At 59.6% G+C, this 21,651-nt stretch carries 12 protein-coding genes, 4 tRNA genes and 3 pseudogenes; 15 read left to right on the forward strand and 4 right to left on the reverse strand.

The features are described 5' to 3' along the window. Window positions 1-14 precede the first annotated feature (14 nt). Window positions 15-833 (reverse strand): alpha/beta fold hydrolase, encoded by an 819-nt coding sequence (locus tag JWR98_RS08190; protein ID WP_078732326.1) that lies wholly within the window; start codon window positions 831-833, stop codon window positions 15-17. 131 nt (window positions 834-964) lie between these two features. Next, window positions 965-1,735 carry a hypothetical protein gene (locus JWR98_RS08195; RefSeq protein ID WP_078732327.1) on the reverse strand — a complete coding sequence of 257 codons (771 nt, stop codon included), beginning with the start codon at window positions 1,733-1,735 and terminating at the stop codon, window positions 965-967. A gap of 356 nt (window positions 1,736-2,091) precedes the next feature. Between JWR98_RS08195 and JWR98_RS08200 the strand changes: the two genes are divergently transcribed. From JWR98_RS08200 to JWR98_RS08265, 14 genes and pseudogenes are all read left to right on the forward strand, one after another. Next, window positions 2,092-2,167, forward strand: a tRNA-Glu gene (locus JWR98_RS08200). Window positions 2,168-2,170: 3 nt separating this feature from the next. Next, window positions 2,171-2,246: transfer RNA gene (locus tag JWR98_RS08205), tRNA-Gly, on the forward strand. Between the two features lie 105 nt (window positions 2,247-2,351). Then, window positions 2,352-2,427: transfer RNA gene (locus JWR98_RS08210), tRNA-Glu, on the forward strand. A gap of 3 nt (window positions 2,428-2,430) precedes the next feature. After that, window positions 2,431-2,506, forward strand: a tRNA-Gly gene (locus JWR98_RS08215). Window positions 2,507-3,634: 1,128 nt separating this feature from the next. After that, on the forward strand, window positions 3,635-4,138 hold the full coding sequence (tssB, locus tag JWR98_RS08220) for a type VI secretion system contractile sheath small subunit (RefSeq protein WP_078732328.1): 504 nt from the start codon (window positions 3,635-3,637) through the stop codon (window positions 4,136-4,138). 33 nt (window positions 4,139-4,171) lie between these two features. Then, entirely contained in the window at window positions 4,172-5,710 is a 1,539-nt protein-coding gene (tssC, locus tag JWR98_RS08225; RefSeq protein WP_078732329.1) for a type VI secretion system contractile sheath large subunit, read from the forward strand. Window positions 5,711-5,733: 23 nt separating this feature from the next. Continuing rightward, window positions 5,734-7,089, forward strand: a complete 1,356-nt coding sequence (gene tssK / locus JWR98_RS08230; RefSeq protein WP_078732330.1) for a type VI secretion system baseplate subunit TssK — start codon at window positions 5,734-5,736, stop codon at window positions 7,087-7,089. Then, window positions 7,086-7,769: a type VI secretion system protein TssL, short form gene (gene tssL / locus JWR98_RS08235; protein ID WP_078732331.1), complete on the forward strand. Its 684-nt coding sequence runs from the start codon at window positions 7,086-7,088 to the stop codon at window positions 7,767-7,769. Before tssK ends, tssL begins: the two co-directional genes overlap by 4 nt. A 7-nt stretch (window positions 7,770-7,776) precedes the next feature. Beyond that, window positions 7,777-9,495: an OmpA family protein gene (locus JWR98_RS08240; protein ID WP_078732332.1), complete on the forward strand. Its 1,719-nt coding sequence runs from the start codon at window positions 7,777-7,779 to the stop codon at window positions 9,493-9,495. Between the two features lie 23 nt (window positions 9,496-9,518). Next, window positions 9,519-10,010, forward strand: a complete 492-nt coding sequence (locus tag JWR98_RS08245) for an Hcp family type VI secretion system effector (RefSeq protein WP_073525664.1) — start codon at window positions 9,519-9,521, stop codon at window positions 10,008-10,010. 150 nt (window positions 10,011-10,160) lie between these two features. Further along, the gene (gene tssH / locus JWR98_RS08250) at window positions 10,161-12,458 is read left to right on the forward strand and encodes a type VI secretion system ATPase TssH (protein ID WP_425273167.1); all 2,298 of its coding nucleotides are present in this window, start codon (window positions 10,161-10,163) and stop codon (window positions 12,456-12,458) included. Then, a pseudogene (locus tag JWR98_RS30130) lies at window positions 12,425-13,150 on the forward strand (type VI secretion system domain-containing protein); the annotation flags it as partial. The gene tssH and the pseudogene JWR98_RS30130, both read left to right, overlap by 34 nt. Before the next feature lie 24 nt (window positions 13,151-13,174). Then, window positions 13,175-14,944 carry a type VI secretion system baseplate subunit TssF gene (tssF, locus tag JWR98_RS08260; protein ID WP_205489725.1) on the forward strand — a complete coding sequence of 590 codons (1,770 nt, stop codon included), beginning with the start codon at window positions 13,175-13,177 and terminating at the stop codon, window positions 14,942-14,944. Beyond that, window positions 14,908-15,173, forward strand: a pseudogene (locus tag JWR98_RS08265) (type VI secretion system baseplate subunit TssG); the annotation flags it as partial. The gene tssF and the pseudogene JWR98_RS08265, both read left to right, overlap by 37 nt. A gap of 2,841 nt (window positions 15,174-18,014) precedes the next feature. On the opposite strand, the pseudogene JWR98_RS29960 reads toward JWR98_RS08265, so the two are convergent. After that, window positions 18,015-19,589, reverse strand: a pseudogene (locus JWR98_RS29960) (dermonecrotic toxin domain-containing protein); the annotation flags it as partial. Window positions 19,590-19,665: 76 nt separating this feature from the next. On the opposite strand from JWR98_RS29960, the gene JWR98_RS08270 reads away from it, so the two are divergent. Continuing rightward, window positions 19,666-19,908 (forward strand): hypothetical protein, encoded by a 243-nt coding sequence (locus JWR98_RS08270; protein WP_205489726.1) that lies wholly within the window; start codon window positions 19,666-19,668, stop codon window positions 19,906-19,908. Here the strand turns inward: JWR98_RS08270 and JWR98_RS08275 are convergent, their stop codons facing one another. Continuing rightward, a complete protein-coding gene (locus JWR98_RS08275; protein WP_078732349.1) occupies window positions 19,909-21,648 on the reverse strand; it encodes a dipeptidase in 1,740 nt (579 codons plus the stop codon). It abuts the gene before it with no gap. Window positions 21,649-21,651: the final 3 nt, after the last annotated feature.

The following is a 21,651-nucleotide window of genomic DNA, read 5'->3' on the forward strand; positions in this document are numbered from 1 at the left end:
AATGGGGAGGGGGCTCAGGTGTTGGTGTTGTTGGCGAGGAAGGTCAGCAATGCTTCGTTGACGAAGTCCGGGTTTTCCCGAGCGCAAATGTGCCCGGCCTCGGGGATCAGAATCAACTCGCAACCGATCAGCTCGGCCATTTCCCGGGACTCCTCAGGCGGCCGGGGTTTGTCCTGCTCGCCGCACATGACTTGCGTGGTGTCCGCATCCAGGCGCGACAGCTGCGCCAATATGTCCTCGCGGCTGAAGATCAACCGGCCCAACGGCACGATGCTGTCCAACAGACGTTCGCGGGGAAAGGCCTGCAGCGCCTGACGAAAATCCTGATACAACGCCGATTCGCGGTCGATACCCGGGCGAAAGAAGATCGGGGCGATCACATCCAGCAATGGCGCGGGGATGGCGCCGGCGTCTTCAATCATGTTGAACAGCGAGAAGTAGTACTGGCGCGTGGCCTCGGGCTCGGCACCCAGGTAGGTGTCCATGAGCACCAGGCTGTTGACCCGCTCAGGCGCCAGCAGCGCCAGGCGTGCACCCCACATGCCGCCGACCGAAAGGCCTACCAGGTTGATATGTTCGATATCCAGGTGGTCCAGCAGGGCCAGGGTCTGGCGCGCCAGGTCGTCGAGGGAGCGGGTCGATACAGGCAGTGGGCCTGATTCACCATGGCCCCACAACTCGGGCACGATGACGCGATATTTTTGCGCCAACGCGGTGATCTGCGGCGCCCACATGTCGCGATCCCATAGGTAGCTTGAGCCAAGCAGGACGACAGGACCGGTGCCCTGGTCGGTGTAGTGCAACGGTTGTTCATCAATCACGGCGACAGGCATAGCAGGCCTCTAACTTCACGGAGTGAGGGGCACTTTTTTACGCGAGTCGGGGGGCAGGGGATAGGGGCAAAGTGATGGCATCTTCTCTGGGTGAGCCGGCTCGCTCACCCCACAGACCCCGGATGACATGATCAGTCGTAGATGGCTTTCTTTTTCCATTCGGCGTCGGCGTCGACTTCCTTCATGCCCTCGGTCAGTTCGCTGGCCTCGTCTATCGTCTGTTTGCTGTTGACCAGTACCGTGGCGTTGGCGCGGGCCAGTTGGCCTTCCAACTGCTGCAGTTGAGCGCTATAGAGCACCGGCTCCGGCTGTTTGCGCAGGTATTGCGCGCCACGCTCGAAGGCCAGGCGCGCTTGCCCAGGCTGGCCTTGCTGCAAGGCATGTTGGCCGAGGTTGTTGAAGAACTCGATGTGCAGCAGCACCAGGATATGGCGTATTTCCTTGATCCAGTGCTTGGCTTCGTTGGTCGGTAGGAAACCGTCCTGGGCGGCGCGAGTAACCTGACCATGCAGGGCCTCGAGCAGGAAGCGTACATCCTTGGCCTTGGCTTCGGTCTGGATCGGCGCGGGTGGGTTGTTCACCGGGATGGATTCGCCCTGGGCCACCAGTGCGCTCAACTCGGTGATGCGCGCTTTATATGTAGCATTGGTTTTGTTCAGGTTCGCCAGCCGCTGGTTGACGTTGAGCTCCAGGCGGGTCAACAACAGCTTGAGCGTCGGGGTCATGAACTGGCCGGGGAAAGTCTCGGTGATTTCACCGCAGCGACGCAGGCGATCGTTAAGCTCGATTTCGGTGCGCTGCTTTTCCAGCTTGTTGTTTTCCACCACGTGGTTCATATAGCCAATGGCGATCAGTATTGCGATCCCGGCTATTACCAGCAGGGTGATCATGAGTGGTGTCACCGGTGTGACCTCTTTATAGGGTTTACAGTGGAGTGTAGTGACTGCGCTGGCTGTCGGATAGGATAGATCGACCAATTGCCAGGTAGTTTCTTCTATCTATATAAGTAGCCTCCCTGCATGGATGCACATTGCCATCATTTGCTCGGGTGAACTATAGCGTCTTGTCGGGCGCCAGAATATAGGCGCCAGGGTCTGGACAGGCAGAATGCCCTCATGGAGCGGTAAACGGGGGCGAAGTCATTGATTTAAATAAATTTATCCTTGGGGGTTGACGACCTTTCAATCCATCCATAGAATGCGCGCCACTTACAGCGTAAAGCACACAGCGAAACGCGGTAGGGAGTGGTTGTACGTGTGTCCCCTTCGTCTAGTGGCCTAGGACACCGCCCTTTCACGGCGGTAACAGGGGTTCGAGTCCCCTAGGGGACGCCATATGCGGGAATAGCTCAGTTGGTAGAGCACGACCTTGCCAAGGTCGGGGTCGCGAGTTCGAGTCTCGTTTCCCGCTCCAATTTACAAACAGTGTGGCTTTCGGGCGGCACTGAGTGAAACCAGGACCCGGTCTTCGGACCAGGCCTCTGGGCACTGAAATACACACCATGTGTTTCAGTAGCGTGTCCCCTTCGTCTAGTGGCCTAGGACACCGCCCTTTCACGGCGGTAACAGGGGTTCGAGTCCCCTAGGGGACGCCATTTGCGGGAATAGCTCAGTTGGTAGAGCACGACCTTGCCAAGGTCGGGGTCGCGAGTTCGAGTCTCGTTTCCCGCTCCATATTTAACAAAAACGCCGATCAGAGATGATCGCGTTTTTGTGTGTGCGTGTTTTTTGTTTCCAGCGCTTGAAAGCGCCGACGGCTTTTTTCGTTCCGTCAGAATCCACCGAAAGCCACGGGTATCCGGAGGTTTTTAGTCCAGAAGCCAGTCCATAAAAATGGTGGGCTTCGAGAACGGATTGTTACAGGAGTCCGACGAGTCATTTGCTGAGCATCCAGCCCTGAATTCCCACGTTCAGGAGGCTGGAAGCATGGTTCTTTCAGATGCTGCCGTCCGGCAGGTCAAATCTGCTGGCAAAGGTTGCACCCTCGGCAACGTGTCCCAACCCTAATGTTTCTTCATTGTTCGCTTACAGATAACGGCGTCACTCTTTATGGGGGAGGGCGTTCGGATCGACTGGTCTCCTTGAAGGCAAACAGCAGGCAGCGCGCCGCCTCACGATCCTGATCCGATAATGAACGGTAGTAGCGTACCAGCCGCGCTTCCTCTCCATTGAACTGGCGAGGTCGCAGGGATGTACCGGAGGCAGTACGCAGTGGGGGAGAGTGTGTAGTGCTTGGCATGATCCTGGATCTTCATGGTGTGAATGGAGACATGGGCGTTTTGCCCAAAACAATTGAATAAATAACGTTTATTTTAGAAATAGGCTTGTCATTTTTCGTGACTGTTAGGTTTTTCAGGCGGGACTGTCAGAAATAGTCGGCAAAGGTGTAAGAGGTAGTCGTTCAAAGTTGGTCGGTCAATCTAACCTTCATCTTTTAGATTGGCGGTAGGGGGCATGAGCCGCGTGTAGGGCTGAGGTTAAGGTCCGTTCGAGCTGTCAGCGGGGAATGTTCCGGTGCGTCTGCGCACGTTGTGGTGATAGGCAGAATCAAGTGAATCCGGGCCGTATGTAGGAAATATCGCTAATGCGTTGTCGAAACTTCCCTCTCGTACTTTGGGGGCTGGTCAAGGTTGATTGAGATACTTCATTGTAAAGGGGAAGGAAAGAGGTGCGCGGCACGTAGCACTTTGACCTCATGAAATGGAATTTATGTACTGTGGCCGGTTGGGTTGCTAGCGAGCCGGTTGAAAGTACAGGTTTCAGTCTTGCTTTACTTGCAGCAGCAGCCGGAGGGGTGGGGTCATGGCTTCAAATAGCTTTCAGAATGAAGTGCCTAAAGCACGGGTTAATATCAAGCTGGATCTGCACACGGGCGGAGCGCAGAGAAAAGTTGAACTGCCACTTAAGTTGATGGTGTTGGGTGACTACAGCAACGGCAAAGAACAACGCTCGCTGTCCGAAAGAAGCAAGGTCAACATCAATAAAAACAACTTCGACAGTGTAATGGCTGAGTTTTCTCCTGGTGTGAAGTTCGTGGTGGTGAACACCCTGGCTCATGACGATTCAGAAGCCTCTGTCGAGCTGAAATTTCAGCGCATGAAAGATTTTGAACCGGAGCAGGTAGTGCGGCAGATCCCGCAGTTGCGTGCCCTGCTGGCCATGCGCAACCTGCTTCGTGATCTCAAGTCCAACCTGCTGGATAACGCAACCTTCCGTCACGAGTTGGAGAGCATTGTGAAGGATGACGCATTGAGCGATGAACTGCGCGCTGAGCTGGCCGCGCTGGCGCTAAGCGAAGATCGTTAATTTATCTCGGTTCGTTTAAAAGGAAGTTATCAAATGTCTGTTGAAAGCTCTAACGTGCAATCGCGCGACGCTATTGTGTTACCTGAAGAAAGTCACGGTGTCTACAGTTCACTGTTTAGTAAGATCAACTTGAGCCCGGTTTCAGAACTAGGTGACATTGACATGTTTCAGTGTGCGGAGGCGTTGTCCGAGGCTTCTGCCGATGAGCGGGTGACCGCTGCGGTCAGCGTATTCTTGAAGGTGCTTAAGGAGTCGTCGCAGAAGGTTGAGCGTTTGGACAAGACGCTGCTGGATGAGCACATTGCATCTTTGGATGCGCAGATCAGTCGACAATTGGATGCAGTGATGCATCACCCGGATTTTCAGCGCGTTGAGTCTATCTGGCGTGGCACAAAGTCGCTGATTGATCAGACTGATTTTCGCCAGAACGTGAAAATTGAGTTGTTGGACGTCAGTAAAGATCACTTGGTGCAGGACTTCGACGATGCGCCGGAAATTGCCCAGAGCGGTCTCTATGCGCATACGTACACCCAGGAATACGACACGCCAGGTGGTGAGCCGATTGCCGCAGCCATTTCCAACTATGAGTTCGATAACCAGCCGCAGGACATCACCCTGTTGCGCAATATTTCCAAAGTGGCTGCCGCTGCACATATGCCGTTCATTGGTTCCGTCGGGCCGGCATTCTTCGGCAAGAAAACCATGGAGGAAGTTGCCGCCATCAAGGACATTGGAAACTACCTGGATCGTGCTGAATATATCAAGTGGCACAGTTTGACTGCGAGCGATGATGCGCGCTATCTCGGTCTGCTCGCGCCACGGGTGCTGGGCCGTTTGCCTTACGGGCCGGACACTGCTCCTGTGCGCAGTTTCAACTATGGCGAGAGTGTTAAAGGGCCTGATCATGAGAAGTACCTGTGGGTGAGCGCAGCCTTCTCCTTTGCCGCAAACATGGTCAAGAGCTTTATCGCCAATGGCTGGTGTGTGCAGATTCGTGGACCTCAGTCCGGTGGCGCGGTCACGGACCTACCGATTCACCTGTACGACTTGGGCACCGGCAATCAGGTCAAGATCCCTTCTGAGGTGATGATTCCGGAAACTCGCGAGTTCGAATTCGCCAACCATGGCTTCATTCCGCTTTCGTACTATAAAAACCGTGACTACGCGTGCTTCTTTTCGGCCAATTCGGTCCAGAAACCGGCGTTGTACGACACCCCTGACGCCACCGCCAACAGCCGCATTAACGCACGCTTACCCTACGTCTTCCTGTTATCGCGCATCGCTCATTACTTGAAGGTGATCCAGCGCGAAAACATCGGCACCACCAAGGACCGTCGTTTGCTGGAGTTGGAGCTCAACAAATGGATCGGTGGGCTGGTGACCGAAATGACCGACCCCGGCGATGACCTTCAAGCCTCACACCCCCTGCGGGACGCGAAGGTCACGGTGGAAGATATCGAGGACAACCCGGGTTTCTTCCGCATCAAGTTGTACGCCGTACCGCACTTCCAGGTCGAAGGTATGGACGTGAATCTGTCGCTGGTTTCACAGATGCCCAAGGCCAAAGCCTGATTCAGTCGTAGGGAAACGATGCCATGAAGATCGATCGCCCTCTATGGGCTGCCGGGGCGTTGCTGTGCCCGCAGCAATTCCAGCAGCAGGCGCGCTGGGAGGCCTGGGCCAACGAGCAGCTCGCTCGTCTGACCTTGGCCCATCCTTGGGGTGTCCAGGTTGTTAAGTTTGACCCGGAGGCTTTGCGGCTGGGCAAACTCAAGGTGACTCAACTGCGTGTACGAATGCCGGATGGCACCTGGATCGACACGGAGCAGGTGGACCGCCTGCCTCCCGCTTTGGAGCTGGCGCAGTCGTTGGCTGACGACGATCAGCAAGCGTTGCTGCACTTGGCCTTGCCACTGGAGCAGGCCAACGGCAACAACTGCCTGTTTGAGGGGGGCAGAGTTGATCGACCGATGCGCTACCGTCAGGCATGGCGCGAGGTACAAGACATCTATGCGGATGAGGTTCAGTCAATCGGTGTGATGGAGCACGTACTGAGCCTGCGCCTGAATCGCGATGACAACGCCGATTACCTGACCTGCCCGATTGCGCGTCTGGTGCGTGACGGGCAGGGCGCCTGGAGCCTCGACCCGGCCTATGTGCCACCGTTGCTGAGCTTCGCTGCGCATGCGGGGTTGGTGAGCCAGTTGGACAACCTGTTGACGCAATTATCGGCCAAGCGGCAACGGCTGATGGGCATGCGTCGGGAAAGCAATCAGCGCATGGCTGATTTTGCCGTGGCCGATGTGTCGCTGTTCTGGTTGCTGAATGCCTTGAATACCTATCAGCCCATCTTGGCGGACCTTCAGGCGTTTCCCGCACGGCACCCCGAGCAGGTCTATCAGCAACTGATAAAGCTGGCCGGCAGCCTGCTGACGTTCTCCTTGGAACACGATATCGACAAGATTCCAGCCTACCGGCACGAGTCTTTGGAGGCGGTGTTCCCGCCATTGATGCACACCATTTCCTTGCTGCTGGAAGCCAGCCTGCCGTCGCGGGTCATTGCCCTGGAACTGGAAGAACAGGGCGCCAATCGCTGGCAGGTCACGCTGAACGACCCCCGCCTGCGCGAGCGTGAGGGTGCTGATTTCTATCTCTCGGTGCGGTGCCGGTTGCCCGCCGCGCAGTTGCAGGACCAGTTCCCACGCCTGTGCAAGATCGGCACGCCCGACGAGGTCAATTACCTGGTCAACGCCGCACTCGACGGCGTTCCACTGCAATCTCTCAGCCATGTGCCGGCGGCGATTCCATTGCGCCTGGAAAACCAGTATTTCGCGCTGGACCTTGATCACTCCAAGGGGCAGGCGGTGCTGGACGAAGGGGTATGCGCTTTCTATGTGCCAAGTACCTTGGCCGACGTGAAGCTTGAACTGTTTGCGGTGCTGCGCTCATGAACCTGACGGCTTCCAAAGAACACACAGCGGCGGCTATGGATATCGATGTGCTGTTGCAGGACACCTACCTGTTGGTGGTCGAGTTGCGCCAGGGGGCAGCCGTGCCGAGTGGAGATGCGTTGTCGCAGCTTTGCGTAGCACAGGTCGAACAGGTGCGTCAGCGACTCAAACTCGCGGGCCTGAGCCAGCGCAGCATCGATCACATCAGTCATGCGCAATGCGCGTTGCTCGATGAAACCGTCCTCACTTGCGCCGAAGGTGACGCGCACGCCTCTTGGGCCAGCGAGCCGTTGCAGACCAAGTTTTTCAATCGCCATCAAGCGGGTGAGTTTCTGTACGAGGACATGCGCGAAGTCTTGCGCGAGCCTGCGCCCGATCGACATGTGCTGACGGCCTTTCAACGGGTATTGATGTTGGGTTTCCGTGGGCGCTACCGTGATGTGAGTGACCCCGAGCGGGAGCAGCTACTGGTTGACCTCAGTGCACGGACCACTCCACTTCAGGTCAATCAAAGCCTGATAACGCACGTAGGTTGCAGTGAGCTGATCGCCGGTCTGGCTTGGCTTCGATCACCTCTGGTTCATGTAGTGGCCGTGGGGATGTTGCTTACGGCCACATGGTGGGGATTGGATCACCTGTTGAGCGATGCCATTGCTTCGCTCTTGCCTGATCAGGGGTGAGGGCCAGATGACCTTTAACTTGCATCGAATTCTATGCCTGTGGGCAGGGGCACTGGTCCTGGCCTTGCTGGCCATCCTTCCGCTCGCGATGTGGGTACGTGTCTTCGGCGTGTTGATCGCGGTGTATTGTGTTGCATGGGCCTGGATATCACTGCGCCGCCGTGTCGAGCGGCTGCGCGGGTTGGTACGGATGGCCGATAACATGGCCTTGCCTGCGGCTTCGTTTCGTCACCCCGTCGTACTGGTCTGCGGTGATGGCCTGGAGGGGCTGTTCGGCGCAGTTCCAACCGAACAGTTGACCCTGCGTGTCACCGAGCAAGGTTGTTATGTGCGCGTGCCAAGCCTGGAGCAACTGCCGACCGTCACCGATAGCGTCCTGGCCTTGCGCCCAGGCTGGGGCGGGCAACTGGGCGTAATGTTCGCCGTTAACCCTGGTGCCCATAGCGATGGCGCCGTACTCGCCGGTCAAGTGCGCGCCTTCAAACACCAGGTGGCCTTGGCACGCAAGCGTGGCATTGCGCTGCCGCTGTTGCTGGTGAGCTACCTGCAAACCTTGCACGGCGAGGCGCCTTGGTTCAGTTGGAACAATGGTCAGGCCCACGTCCGTGTGCGTGATGCGGGTGCCTGCGTCGGTTTGGATGAGTGGCAGCAGCAAACCACTGGCTCGTCCATACAGGCGGCTCGGATGCACGCGAGCATACAGCTGAACAGCATTGTGGCCTGGCTGCATGACGCCGTGCTGCCACACCTCTGCACCCGCAGTTCTCCAGGTTTGGCGACGATCTGTGCAGTCAAGTTGGTACCGGCATTGCCTCATGCCGTGAAAGGTAGCCTGTGGCAGCAATGGTTACGCAGCAGAGTGGCGGTGGTTGACAACAGACCGGTGGTGATGGATGCGGTTTTGCCATTCCCGGACCCTGTGCTCAGCCTGCTGCCCCTCGGCCCGCTGCGCTCCCCAGTACACCGTGCAAGCGTCATTGCCCTGTGGTTGTTCGCCGTCGCAGGTGTAGTCGCACTCGCCAGTTCGGCGTGGCAGAACACCCTGTTGGTGCGCCAGGTCAGTGACGATCTGCGGCGCTATGCGGCCATTCCCCAACCGACCCAGCGTGAGCAGCGGCAATTCCTTTGGCGTGAAGACGCCGTGACCATCCTTCGTCAGGACGCCCAGCGCCTGGACGCCTACTACCGCCACGGTGTGCCCTTGGCGTTCGGCTTGGGCCTGTACCGTGGCGAACGCTTGCGCGCGCCGCTGCTGGCGGTGCTGGCCGCGCACGTTGAGCCACCGTCGGCCACACCGCCCACCCGAAATTTCAATCCGGTGCGGCTGGACAGTCTGTCGCTGTTCGCCACCGGCAGCGCCCAACTCAAGCCGGGCTCGACCAAGATCCTGATCAATGCGCTGGTCGATATCAAGGCGCAGCCCGGCTGGCTAATTGTGATCGCCGGGCATACCGACGCCACCGGCGATCCGCAGAACAACCTTCGCCTATCCCGCGCCCGCGCCGCGGCCGTGCATGCCTGGATGCAGCAGATGGGCGGCATTCCCGACAGCTGTTTTGCCGTGCAGGGCTTTGGCGCCAGCCAACCGATCGCCCGTAACGACACCGAGGCGGGGCGTGCAGCCAATCGCCGCGTCGATATCCGTCTGGTACCCGAGGCAGGGGCGTGTGCGCTCTCTACCGCCGGGCCGGACAGGCAACCCCCAGTCGCATCCCGCGACAGTTAAATTTCCGAGAAAAGGAGCTTCACATGGCAATTCCCGTTTACCTCTGGCTGCAAGACGACGGCGGCGCAAACATCAAGGGTTCGGTGGATGTGCAAAAGCGCGAAGGCAGCATCGAAGTGGTGGCCCAGGACCACAGCCTGTACATCCCCACCGACAACAACACCGGCAAGTTGACCGGTACGCGCGTACACACGCCGTTTCTGTTTTCCAAGGAAATCGATGCGTCCAGCCCTTACCTTTACAAGGCCGTGACCACCGGGCAAACCCTCAAAAGTGCTGAATTCAAGTGGTACCGCATCGACGACGCCGGGCAGGAAGTCGAGTACTTCGTCACCAAGCTGGAAAACGTCAAGGTGGTGAAAGTCGCGCCGAAAATGCACGACGTCAAAGACCCAGGCAAAGAGAAGCACAACCACCTTGAGCAGATTGAGTTGCGTTACGAGAAGGTCACCTGGACCTACAAGGACGGCAACATCATCCACTCCGACTCGTGGAATGAACGTCAGAGCGCCTGATGCGTGTGGAGCCGCAGGTGGTCTTTTGCCTTCGGCTCCCGGTGTGCTGGGTTGAGCGTCCGTTTGCGGGCGTTCAGCCAAACACATTGAGTTTCAAATTCATGGCTCTATCGACGACACACCCAGATCCCCGAACAAGGATGTAACCGTATGGCACCCAATTCCACTCGCTTGCTTCGCCGCCTCAACCCCTACTGCGCCCAGGCATTGAGTGCAGCGGCCTCGCTGTGCCAAAACCGTGCGCATGCACAGATCACCATTGAACACTGGCTGCTCAAGTTGCTGGGGCAGGGAGACGGTGACCTGACCGTGATCGCGCGTCGTTACGAGTGGAATATGGAGACGCTGTGGTACGGGTTGCTAGAGCATATCGACCGTCTGCCACGAAGCGTACAGAGCAAGCCGCAGCTGTCGGAGCCGTTGCAGCAATTGATCAAGAACGCCTGGTTGCGTGCCTCGCTGGACGACAACAATGACAGCCTGCGCTCTGTCCACCTGCTGAGCGCGTTGATGGAAACGCCCAGCTTACTGGTGTGTGAAGCCGCCTGGCCTTTGCTCAGCCTCAGTGAGGTTCAGTTGCAGCGCCTCTTGGTGTTATTGGATCAATCGTCCGAAGAGCGCCCCGAGGTGCAAGCTTCAGCCGCGTCGGACAGCCCCGCAACGTCTTCAGGTGAACCCGTCATATTCCCACCCAGCGCAACGAAAAAAGTGGAGGCGTTGCAGGCGGTGCTGGATAGGTTCACCCATGACCTCACAGCCAAGGCAGCGCAAGGGCAGATCGACCCGGTGTTTGGCCGTGACGACGAAATCCGCCAGGTCATCGACGTCCTCAGCCGCCGTCGCAAAAACAACCCAATTCTGGTGGGCGAGCCCGGTGTCGGCAAAACAGCACTGGTCGAAGGCCTGGCGTTGAGCATCGCCCACGGCGCGGTGCCGGACAGTCTCAAATCGGTCAGCGTACGTACCCTTGACCTGGGATTGTTGCAAGCGGGTGCTGGCGTCAAAGGCGAGTTCGAACAACGGCTGAAAAACGTGATCGACGCCGTGCAGCAGTCCGAACAACCCGTGCTGTTGTTCATTGACGAGGCCCACACTCTGATCGGCGCCGGCAACCAGGCTGGTGGCGCCGACGCAGCCAACCTGCTCAAGCCCGCCTTGGCCCGCGGTGAGCTGCGCACCATCGCTGCGACCACTTGGAGCGAGTACAAACAGTATTTTGAGCGCGACGCGGCTTTGGAAAGGCGCTTCCAGATGGTTAAGGTCGATGAGCCGGACGATGCCAACGCCAGCCTGATGTTGCGCGGCCTCAAAGGGCGCTACGCCACCCATCACGGCGTGCACATTCAAGATGCGGCCGTGCAGGCTGCGGTCAGCCTGTCGCGGCGCTACCTCACCGGTCGCCAACTGCCCGACAAAGCCGTCGACCTGCTGGACACCGCCAGCGCCCGCGTGCGTATGAGCCTGGACTGCGAACCGCAGGCGTTGATCCGCCTGAGTGCCCGGCAAGTGGCCCTGGCACTGGAGGGCCAGGCGCTGGAACAGGATCAGCGCCTCGGCGGCCACGGCGCCGATGAGCGTCTGGCGGTGATCGCCGAACAACACGCCGAACTGCAACGCCAATATATCGCTCTGGAGCAGCAATACCGGCAAGAACTTGACCTGACCCAGCAACTGATCGATGCGCGTCAGGCGCAGCCGCCGCAACGCGAGACCTGCGCGCAGTTGCAACGGCAGTTGAGCGATGTCCAGGGCAACCAGCCGCTGCTGTCGCTGGATGTCGACGCGCGTAGCGTGGCCGAAGTCATTGCCGATTGGACCGGGGTGCCCCTGGGCAGCTTGCTCAAGGACGAACAGACCAATCTGCTGATGCTGGAGCAGCAGTTAGGCGAGCGTGTCATCGGGCAGGCGCCGGCCCTGAGCGCCATGGCCCAGCGCCTACGCGCAGCCAAGACCGGCCTCACCGATGACAAGGCACCGCTGGGCGTGTTCCTGCTGGTCGGCACCAGTGGCGTGGGCAAAACCGAAACCGCCTTGGCCCTGGCCGACAGCCTGTTCGGTGGCGAAAAATCGCTGATCACCCTCAACTTTTCCGAATACCAGGAAGCCCACACCGTCAGCCAACTCAAAGGCTCACCGCCCGGCTATGTCGGTTACGGCCAGGGCGGTGTGCTCACCGAAGCCGTGCGCCAACGGCCCTACAGCGTTGTGCTGCTCGACGAGGTGGAAAAGGCCCATCGCGACGTACTCAGTTTGTTTTACCAGGTCTTCGATCGCGGCTTTATGCGCGATGGCGAAGGGCGCGAAATCGACTTTTGCAATACCGTCATTCTCATGACCTCCAACCTCGGCAGCGACCTGCTGCAAACCTGTTTGCAGGAACAGCCGCTACCCGTTTACAGCCACTGCCAGCGATGCGTCCTTACCTGCAACAGAACTGGTCGGAGTTGATCGAGCAGGTCGAGCGGATTTATGCCGAGGGGGTGAACCATTTCTGGCTCGACCTGCAGTGGTACCTGTATCAGGCCCTGAGCAAGCAGCCCGCGCCGCAGGATCGCTGGGCCGATATCGCCAAGCGTGACCTGGGCATGTTCCTTGAGCGCCTGCCGGGCCTGGAAGTGCTGTGCTGGAGTGACGGCAGCCCCTTCGCCGATGAGACCACCCGCGAGTGGATTGCCCAGCACGTCAGCGGCAACCAACCCCAGCAATGGTTACCCGTGCCTGCAATGACAGCGCCCACTGGCGATACCGACATCCTGTCCCTGGAAGGCGAGGCCGTCGCCCAGGCCGACAGCGACGGCGTGGACCAGGCGCTGGCTTGGCTGGCCGCGCGTCCGGGTATTCATACCGGGCGCCAACGCTGGCTGCTGCGCCTGCTGATGGCGCGCGTTGCCGAGCAATATGCCAAAAGCGATCTGGCCATCCATCTGTTGGCAGAGCTGGACGCTACCGCACAACGCCAGGCCTTGGCCGAGTGGGAGCCCGAGCTGAATTTCGAGGTCAAGGCGCGCCTGCTCAAACTGCTGCGGGTGAAAGCCCAGCGCAACGACGCCGACAAACCCACTCTGGCGCGGCGCATGGAAGCCCTGCTGGCGGCATTGGTGGCCATCGATCCGGTACGCGCCGCAGTGCTCTGCGGCTAACCCTCCAATATCAGGATTCTTTCTGTGAGCATGGACAATCTGACACTGCGCTACTTCGATTCCGAAATGCGCTATCTGCGCGAGGCCGGCAAGGAGTTCGCGGACGCGTTCCCGGATCGGGCCGCGCAGCTCAACCTGGACAAACCGGGCGCGCAGGATCCCTATGTGGAGCGCCTGTTCGAGGGTTTCGCCTTTCTGATGGGCCGTCTGCGGGAGAAACTCGATGATGACCTGCCGGAGCTGACCGAGGGGCTGGTCAGCCTGTTGTGGCCGCATTACCTGCGCACGATCCCATCGCTGTCGGTCGTTGAGCTGATGCCCGACCTTGCGCAGATGAAGCGCAGCGAGTTGATCGCCCAGGGCTTTGAGGTGCTGTCGCAACCCATCGGCTCGCAACGCACCCGTTGCCGTTACACCACCACCCAGGACGTGACCCTGCGACCGCTGGCGTTGGAGTCGGTGGGGCGCGGTCATGAAATGGATGGTCGCTCAGTGTTGCGCCTGCGCTTTGCCTGTGGGGCGTTGACGGACTGGAGCCTGATCGATCTCAGCCGTTTGCCGCTGTACCTGAATGCCGATGCGCCGCTGGCCAGCGCGTTGCATCAGGCGCTGACCCTGAATGCGCAAGCGATGTATGTGCGCTGGTCCGGACAGACCGAACGTCAGCCACTGACCGCGCATTTTGCGCCCAAGGGGTTTGCCGATGAAGACCGGCTGTGGCCCAAGGGTGACAGTGCCTTCAGCGGTTACCAACTGTTGCTGGAGTATTTCAGCTTTCGTGAAAAATTCATGTTCGTGACCTTGTGTGGCTTGGAGCAGTTGAAGATTGCACCCGGTACCGCCTGGTTCGAGCTTGAAGTGGTGTTGCGGGAGCCTTGGCCGACCAATTTCGACTTGAACAGCGAACACATCCGCCTGCACGCGGTACCGGTGATTAATTTGTTTGCGCTGGAGGCCGACCCGCTGACCCTGGCGCCCTTGCAAACCGACTACTTGCTGCGCCCCATGCGCCTGCAGGACGGCCATACGGAGATCTATTCGGTGGACCGGGTCACCGCGTCGAGGAATGCCGAGCGCCAGGACTACGTGCCGTTCACCAGCTTTCGCCACAAGGGCGGCATGCTGCGCGACGAGGCCCCGGAACGTTACTTTCATACGCGCCTGAAGCGCGCGGCGAATGGCCTGCATGACACCTGGCTGATTCTGGGCGGCGAGGGCTTCGACAAGGACCGCCTGCGCGAACGTGAAAGTCTTTCCTTGCGCTTGACCGGCACCCACGGCCAGTTGCCGCGCAAGGCGCTGCAAAGCACCTTGCTCGATACGCTGGTGCAGTCCACCCAGTCCGGTTTGCGCGTGCGCAACCTGTGTGCGCCGACCTTGCCGTGCTACCCGCCGAACCGCGACCGCTTTCACTGGCGGGTGCTCAGTCACCTGGGCTCGAACTTCCTGCCGATGCTCGACAATGCCGAGGTGCTGCGCGGCACCTTGGCGCTGTACGACTGGACCGGCAGCGAACTCAATCGCCGGCGTCTGGCGGCGGTTGTCGAGGTCAAACATTATTTGGTGCAGCGTTTTGAGAAAGGCTTTCTGCTGCGCGGGGTGGATATCGAAATCACCCTGGATGCCAATGGCTTCTCAGGGGAGGGCGACATCAGCCTGTTCGGCGAGATGCTCAATCGCTTCTTCTCCTTGTATGCCGACATTCATTTGTACACCCAGCTCACGCTGATCCTGCAACCTACTGGAAAGTGCCTGCGATGGAACGAGAACCACAGTCAGCGAATTCCCGGCTGAAAGCCGGCGGTCTGCTCGACGCCCTGCAGGGCCAGGTGGCCGAGGCAACCTGTACCGCTTTTGCCAGTTGCTGGAACAGGCATTGCCCGATCACCCGCCCTTGGGCAGTACCGCGCACCCGGCCGATGACGCCGTGCGCTTTCGGCCCGATCCGGGCATGGGCTTTCCGGCCAGCGAGTTGAAGTCGATTGAAACCGATGAGGCTCATCCGGAACAGCCGGCGACGATACCAATACTTGCCCCTGCCAGTGCGAGGCACGGTGCGTGTTACGCCGAAAAACAGCGCCTCGGCCAGACGCGACCCGATCACGCTGCGATGCACCTGCAACAGATTCTGCGCCGGTTGCCCTTCGGTTGAGACAAAGCCCACATAACGTTGGTCGGTTCGTTTCAGGTGCCCGGCGGTGAATTCCGCGAGGGGCGCCTGTTCCGTGCGGTAGTGAAAGTGCGCGTAGGCCAGCGGCGTGCGGTCGTTGTCGCGGATCAGGTATTCCTGCAGGTAGTCGCCGTCGCGGCGCAGTTTGACCCGGCCTTCGATCTTTACGATTTCGATTTCGCCTTGCTCCTTGAGGTACTGAATTCGCGAAGCTTGCGGCGGGTTTCGCTTGATGATTTCAATGCGCAGAAGGCGGCCTTCTTCCGTCAAGGCGGTTGCCGTGGTTTCCAGGTCATTGAGCTGGCTCGCTTCCCGGGCGCTGGCGGGTTTTCCGCGTTGATCAATGGCTTGGCGCAGTTTGCTGGCCTTCTCGCGTGCGTTTGCGGCAATCCGGGTCAATTCTTCTTCGACCGTAATGGGCGAATTGGAGGCCAGGGCTATCCTGCCGGCCTCATTGATCGCGTCCCGAGCGCGTTCCAACAGAATATCGGCATCGCCCATCAGGCTTTTTACACTGCGCGCAGGTGCATGGGGGCGTGGCGCTTGCGCGCAAATTTCTTCCCATACTCCGGTCTCTTCGCTGGCTTTGAAGGTTCCCAGTCGCTGATGGTCAATGGGCTCTTCGACGTCGACGATGTCTGCGTCCTGCTCCGGTGTGCGCTCGCGTACCTGTCCCCTGAACACTTGTTTGTTACGGGTCACGATCAAGCGTTGCCGCGAGCCTGAAGGGCGCCGGGTGGGTGCCTTGGCAGTGGGTTCCTGGGCTTGCTCTTTGAGCAGTTGTGCCTGTGCCTGTTCGGCTTCCTCGCGCACGTCGGTGATCAAGCGCTCCAACTGCTCGAAAACGTTGAGGTCGAACAGGTCGGAGGACGGCGCGCCGACAAAGTCGAGGCGGTCCTGGATGGCGGTGTACTGTTTGATCACCTCTCCCAGCAGTTCGATGCGCTTGTCGCGTGGCAGCTCGTCTGCCGCCAACAGATTGCCGTGCGTCAGTACTTCGCGGATCAACAAGTCCAACGTCTTTGAGAGAGGGTCGTAGTTTTCATATTCGGCGCCGATCGGAGGCCGCTTGAGCATCAGGATCTGATAGTTTTCGATCAACTTGGTGCGCCAATTCATCGGCGTTCCGATCATTTTTGCCATTTCATCCGGCGGATAGGCGGCGGGGTCGTAGCTGGGAATCGACGACCGTTCATGCAGACGCGCCTGTTCCTTAAGACTCAATTCAAGCAGTTGCCGGTTGAACCGGGCTGCGGTGTTCGTATGTTCGAAGATGGCCTGGTGAGCAGGCAGGACGACGGCATCGTCAGTGGCCGCCAGATCGTTTATCCAGCCTTCGAACACCTCCTTGGAGGCCCTGGCGGCGTTGCGCGCGATCACCTGCAGGGCGATTTGCTGGCGCAGGTTGCTCACCATGTCATCCAGTTGTTCGATCAGTTCGGTGTTGAATTGGTTGATCGGCTGGTTTTCATGTTTACGCTTGAGCGCCTCCAATAGCGTGACCTGGCAGCGCTCCTGCTCCTGCTGTGCCTGTTCGTAGCGTTGGAAGCCGTAGCCGAAGCGTGGATGCTCGGGGTTATCGCGGATCGCGCTGTAAACCTTGAAAGCGGCCTCCAGGCTGCGTTCAGACTGGACCAGCTCGGCGCGGGCACGCTGATAGTCCTGGTCCAGCATCTGATTGCGGCGCTGGATATCGGCGCGACTGGGCAGCTGTCTGCTTCGGCGCATGCCGCCGAGCAAGCGCAGGCGCAGATCGAACGACCACACCCCGTTGCCATCGCTTTTGACCCAAGGCCCCAGGCGCGCGTGTTGGTGAATATCGATGACACGAAAGCCGTCTTCCACCGCTGTGACCGGATACAACTCCTTATCGATGTGCGCGTGCAGGTAATACCGCTGCTCACGGGTGAACACTCGGTACAGGCCCTTGGTTGGGCCTTTTGTCTCGACAAAAGCGGGCTGCACCGGGTTGCGTTGAAACGCCATCGCGTTTTCCGCACGCCAACGGAAGGTTGCCAGGTTTTCGCGCTGGGACTTCGACAACGTGGCCGTGGCACTGGACCAGGAAGGCGTGCAGATCGGGCTGATCTCCTTCGGCGGTACCGCGCGCATCAACGCATTGCCCTCCAACTGCAGCGTATTGTGCGCCGGCACCGCTCCGATCTCTGCCGACACCCGGTGCGGCTTGGCCGGCGCGATGCCCAGGCGTTCGTCCAGCGTGGCGACGTGGTGCAGCAACAGGCCGGCCAGTGACGAAATAAACTCTGCGCTGGTGGCGGCCGCATCCTGTGCCTGGCCCGACACCAGCGCCTGGGTGCTGCGCATCAGTTGGACCAGCCACCCGGTGGTCGCCAGTGGCCCTCGCAGCAGCGGCAGCACGGTATTGAACACCTGCCAGAGATCGTTGCGAAACGCGGCCCAGCGCTGTGCCTGGGTCGACACTGCTTGTTGCCTGGCCTTGGCCACCAGCGCCTTGGCATTTTCCTTGAACACATGCTGCAGAAAGTCCCCGGCCACCTGTTCATCACTGAGCAGTGCCGGGGATGAAGCGGTAGACGGGCTGTGTTCATCGCCTTGCAGTTGGCGCTGAGTATGAGGACTGAGAAAGCCGCCGTTGCCAAACAGCACGCGCGAAGGTTCATCAAGGCTGTTCAGTACCGCGATATTCAACGGTGTCCCCGTTTGTGCGATGGCGTCCAGCACGCCTTGCCGGGAGGCGAATGCTTGAAGGATCTGCGGCCCGCCGGGGCGATAGAGAATATGCGGCGAGTTGGCCGCATTGGCCGCACCGATCAGGAACATATTGGCGGCCACGCGCGCGCGGGCACCGGCGTGCAACAGAAAGGCCAATGGCCGGGCGACGACGGGGCGGTGGTCGCTGACCCGTTGCGCGGCCGTCTGCGGGTCCAGCAACGCGCGCAGCGTTTTGAAGCTCTCCCAAGTGAACCCGGCGCGCCCGCGCAGCAGGTGTTCCAACGCCAGCAATGGGAGCTGCACACGGGCATGGTCATGAAACAGCTGCTGCCGGCGGCGCACGTCGGTGCTGTCACCGGTGAGGGTTTGCTCAAGAAAAGCCGGGTAGTGTTGGCCGATATCGACCTGTTCGATCAAGGTCTTGAGGTAATCAGTCGTAAGCCACCAATCCGGCACATAGCCGGGCTCCTTGAGGTTCTTGATCTCGGCGTGGGCGTAGGACGACGTAAAGGGATTATCCAGCGCCCACTCCGTCAGACTGCGTTCGGTGATGTGTGTCCAGCCGACGGTTCCGCCCTGGGTGCGGGTGATTGCAACCGCGTAATCGTCCGGATTGATCGCCACTTCCTGTGGGTAGTCCCGCGCCATCTGTTTTTGCAGGGCTTTGCGTGTGTAGACGCTGATCGTGTCCACGCCATCGAGGTAATCGGCCCCGGCTGACGCGCGTTCCACTTCGGCCAATTTATCCAGCCACTGGCTGTAGATCCGGCGTAATTCTGGCCTGGCGCCCTGCAACCAGGCCGGTAAGCGGGACTCGTCAAGCTCGGCATGGGGTGAGTCGGGCGGTGAGAACCAAGCATCGGGCGCCGTCAAGGTATTGAACAGTTGTTTGTAATAGCCCACCGAAGGGAAGCTGGACCAACTGATCTGCGCCACGTCGCGCAATTGCTTTTCCAGCAGCGTTTGGGCCAGCCGGTCGAACACATCACCGTCCGGTTCGAACACCGCCCAGCGTATGCCCTCGCCGGAGCGGTGATCGCTCATGTAGCGCGGTAGCAAAGGTGCCACGTTATTGAGCGAATCGAGGCTGAGCAAACTCCCGTCCGGGCTATAGAGGTAGTAGGCTTCACGGCCTTGCCAGCGGCGTTTGAGCAGTAACAGGGTCAGCCATTCTCCCGGTCCCGGACCGCTCACGGCGTGTATCAGGAACACGGGGTACTGGTCGGGTCCGGCAGCAGTATCACGTTCTTCCCGCGTGGGATACAGGTCGCCGAGCACACGCCGCGAGTGTTCGATGCTGAGCGGCGGCACCTGTGGCGCTTTTTTCAGGCACAGGTTCAGGTGTTTGGACACGCTGCGCCAGCGACTGCTCAAGGGGTCGACCAGTGTGGCCGGTTCACTCCAATAATCGGCCAGGCGCTGCTGAAAACGCGCGACCAACAACGGTCCGGTCTGGTTGATCAATTGCGCCAGGTCATTGATCGTCATCGCGCTGCTCAGCGCCTTGGGAATTGTGCCGCTGACATTGAGGACAACGTGACGGTCGGGCGCGTAGTGGACCGCTTCGCCCCGCATGACGCGTTTGATCAGCGCATCCGCCGCCGAGCGGATCTGCGTGTAGCCGCCGGTGCTGTCTTTGATGGGTTGCCCAATGGCCAGGTTGGCGGCGCAACGCCTGGGAGGCGAAGCGTTGGTTCAAACCCTGCTGAAGCAGGGCATTGGCGACGTCTTCCAGGCCGGGTCTGTCAGCGAATACTTTTTGCAGGTAAGCCTGCGACAGGACGCGTTGATCGGCGGGCGCGGGGTGGGCGTTCATGGTGGGGTCTTCTCGGGCAAAGACCGCAACCTAGAGCAACGAACGCCCGCCCCGGCGGTAAACAATAACCTCCACTAATCAGAGCTTCGGCAACTGTCCGATACGGCCCATCATCTCGGTGACGATCTGCAGGTCTAACAGGAACTGGTCGACGGTCTTGAACTCGTTGTCGGTATGCCCGGTGTACTTCACTTCCGGACGCGCCAGGCCGAATTGCACGCCGTTGGGCAATTCGTGCACCGACGTTGCGCCGGCCGAGGTGCCGAACTTATGTTCCATGCCCAGGTTCTCCGTGGCCACCGCCAGCAGCGCCTTCACCCACTCGCCTTCCGGGTTGCGGTACATCGGTTCGGCGATGGAGTAGGTGAAATTCACGTCGACCTGGGTCTGCTTGTCCCAGGCGCTGAGTTTGTCGGCGATTTGGGCCTTGAGGGTTTCCGGCGACTTGCCCTTGGGCACACGCAGGTTCACCGCCAATTTGAAGGCCTTGTCATCCTGGCCGACAAAGGTCAACGAAGTGGTCAGCGGGCCCATGAAATCGTCGGCGAAGCCCACGCCCAATTTGCTGCCCAGGTAGTCCAGGCCCCAGTTGTCGGCGGCGTAACGCGCGGCGTCGGTGATGTGGTTGTGCTTGAGAGCGATCTTGCCGTCGACGCTGTGAATCAGCTCCAGCATGCGCGCCACCGGGTTGATGCCCGACTCCGGTTCGGACGAGTGCGCCGACACGCCGGTGACGGTCAGTTTGACGTCCTTGCCCTCGACCTTCGACACGACGGTAAAGTCACCGCCGTTGCGCTTGGCGTAGCCGTCGCCGGCCTTTTGCAGGCTGGCGGCCAGTTCGGCTGGTTTATCGCTGACGAAAGTAGCCACCGATGCCGATGGAATCTGGTTGGTGGCCATGCCACCGGTCATCGCGACGATTTCTGCGCCTTCGCCTTCACCCTTGCGGCGCGGGAAAGTGGCCATCACCGTACCGTAGCCTTTCTCGGCAATCACCACCGGGTAGCCGCCGTCCAGCGCCAGGTTGTACTGCGGCGTCGGGTTGCGTTCGAAGTAATAGGGGATCGCGTCGCCGGAGGTTTCCTCGGTGGTGTCGATCAGCAGCTTGAAGTTGCGCGCCAGCGGCAGTTTTTCGTCCTTGATCACCTTCATCGCGTACATCGCCACCACGATGCCGTTTTTGTCATCCTCGGTGCCGCGACCGTACATGCGGTCACCGATCAGCGTGACCTTGAACGGGTCGAGTTTGGTGCCGTCCTTCAATACCCAATTTTCCGGCGTCACCGGCACCACATCGGCGTGGGCATGAATGCCGACCACCTCGTCGCCGCTGCCTTGCAGGGAGATTTCGTAGACGCGGTTGTCGATGTTGCGAAAGTTCAAGTCGAAGGCCTTCGCCAGCGCCTCGATCTTGCCGGCGATCTTGATGAATTCAGGGTTTTTATACTGCGGCACACCGTCCACGTTGAAGGTCGGGATTTCCACCAGTTCGCGCAAAGTATCGAGGGCGGCTTTGCCGTATTTCACCCGCGTATAAATGCCCAGCAGGCGGTGGATTTCGTTCTGCTGTTCGGCGTCCAGGGTTTTGTTGTCGAGAAAGGCGTTAATCGCCGGGCCTGCGCCCGTGGTTTTGCCCAGCTCGCCTTTCGCCAACGTGCCGAGGAAACCGCGGAAATCCGTGACGGACGTTTCATTGAACTGCTTTAGAATCGCCGTACTTTGCTCTGGAGTGATGTTGGCGAACGCGGGCGTTGTCAGGATCGAGAGGCCGGCTGCGAACAGGGTGGCCGCCGCCAATTGCTTGAATGGAAGGTGCATCGC

The organism is Pseudomonas lactucae (genome assembly GCF_016937615.1).
GTDB classification, from domain to species: Bacteria; Pseudomonadota; Gammaproteobacteria; order Pseudomonadales; family Pseudomonadaceae; genus Aquipseudomonas; species Aquipseudomonas lactucae.

Coding starts and splice junctions, on each gene's coding strand:
- tssK (WP_078732330.1), top strand. CDS start 5,734: ATGAAGATCGATCGCCCTCTATGGGCTGCCGGGGCGTTGCTGTGCCCG.
- tssL (WP_078732331.1), top strand. CDS start 7,086: ATGAACCTGACGGCTTCCAAAGAACACACAGCGGCGGCTATGGATATC.
- tssC (WP_078732329.1), top strand. CDS start 4,172: ATGTCTGTTGAAAGCTCTAACGTGCAATCGCGCGACGCTATTGTGTTA.
- JWR98_RS08245 (WP_073525664.1), top strand. CDS start 9,519: ATGGCAATTCCCGTTTACCTCTGGCTGCAAGACGACGGCGGCGCAAAC.
- JWR98_RS08240 (WP_078732332.1), top strand. CDS start 7,777: ATGACCTTTAACTTGCATCGAATTCTATGCCTGTGGGCAGGGGCACTG.
- JWR98_RS08270 (WP_205489726.1), top strand. CDS start 19,666: ATGGCCAGGTTGGCGGCGCAACGCCTGGGAGGCGAAGCGTTGGTTCAA.
- JWR98_RS08190 (WP_078732326.1), bottom strand. CDS start 833: ATGCCTGTCGCCGTGATTGATGAACAACCGTTGCACTACACCGACCAG.
- JWR98_RS08275 (WP_078732349.1), bottom strand. CDS start 21,648: ATGCACCTTCCATTCAAGCAATTGGCGGCGGCCACCCTGTTCGCAGCC.
- tssB (WP_078732328.1), top strand. CDS start 3,635: ATGGCTTCAAATAGCTTTCAGAATGAAGTGCCTAAAGCACGGGTTAAT.
- tssH (WP_425273167.1), top strand. CDS start 10,161: ATGGCACCCAATTCCACTCGCTTGCTTCGCCGCCTCAACCCCTACTGC.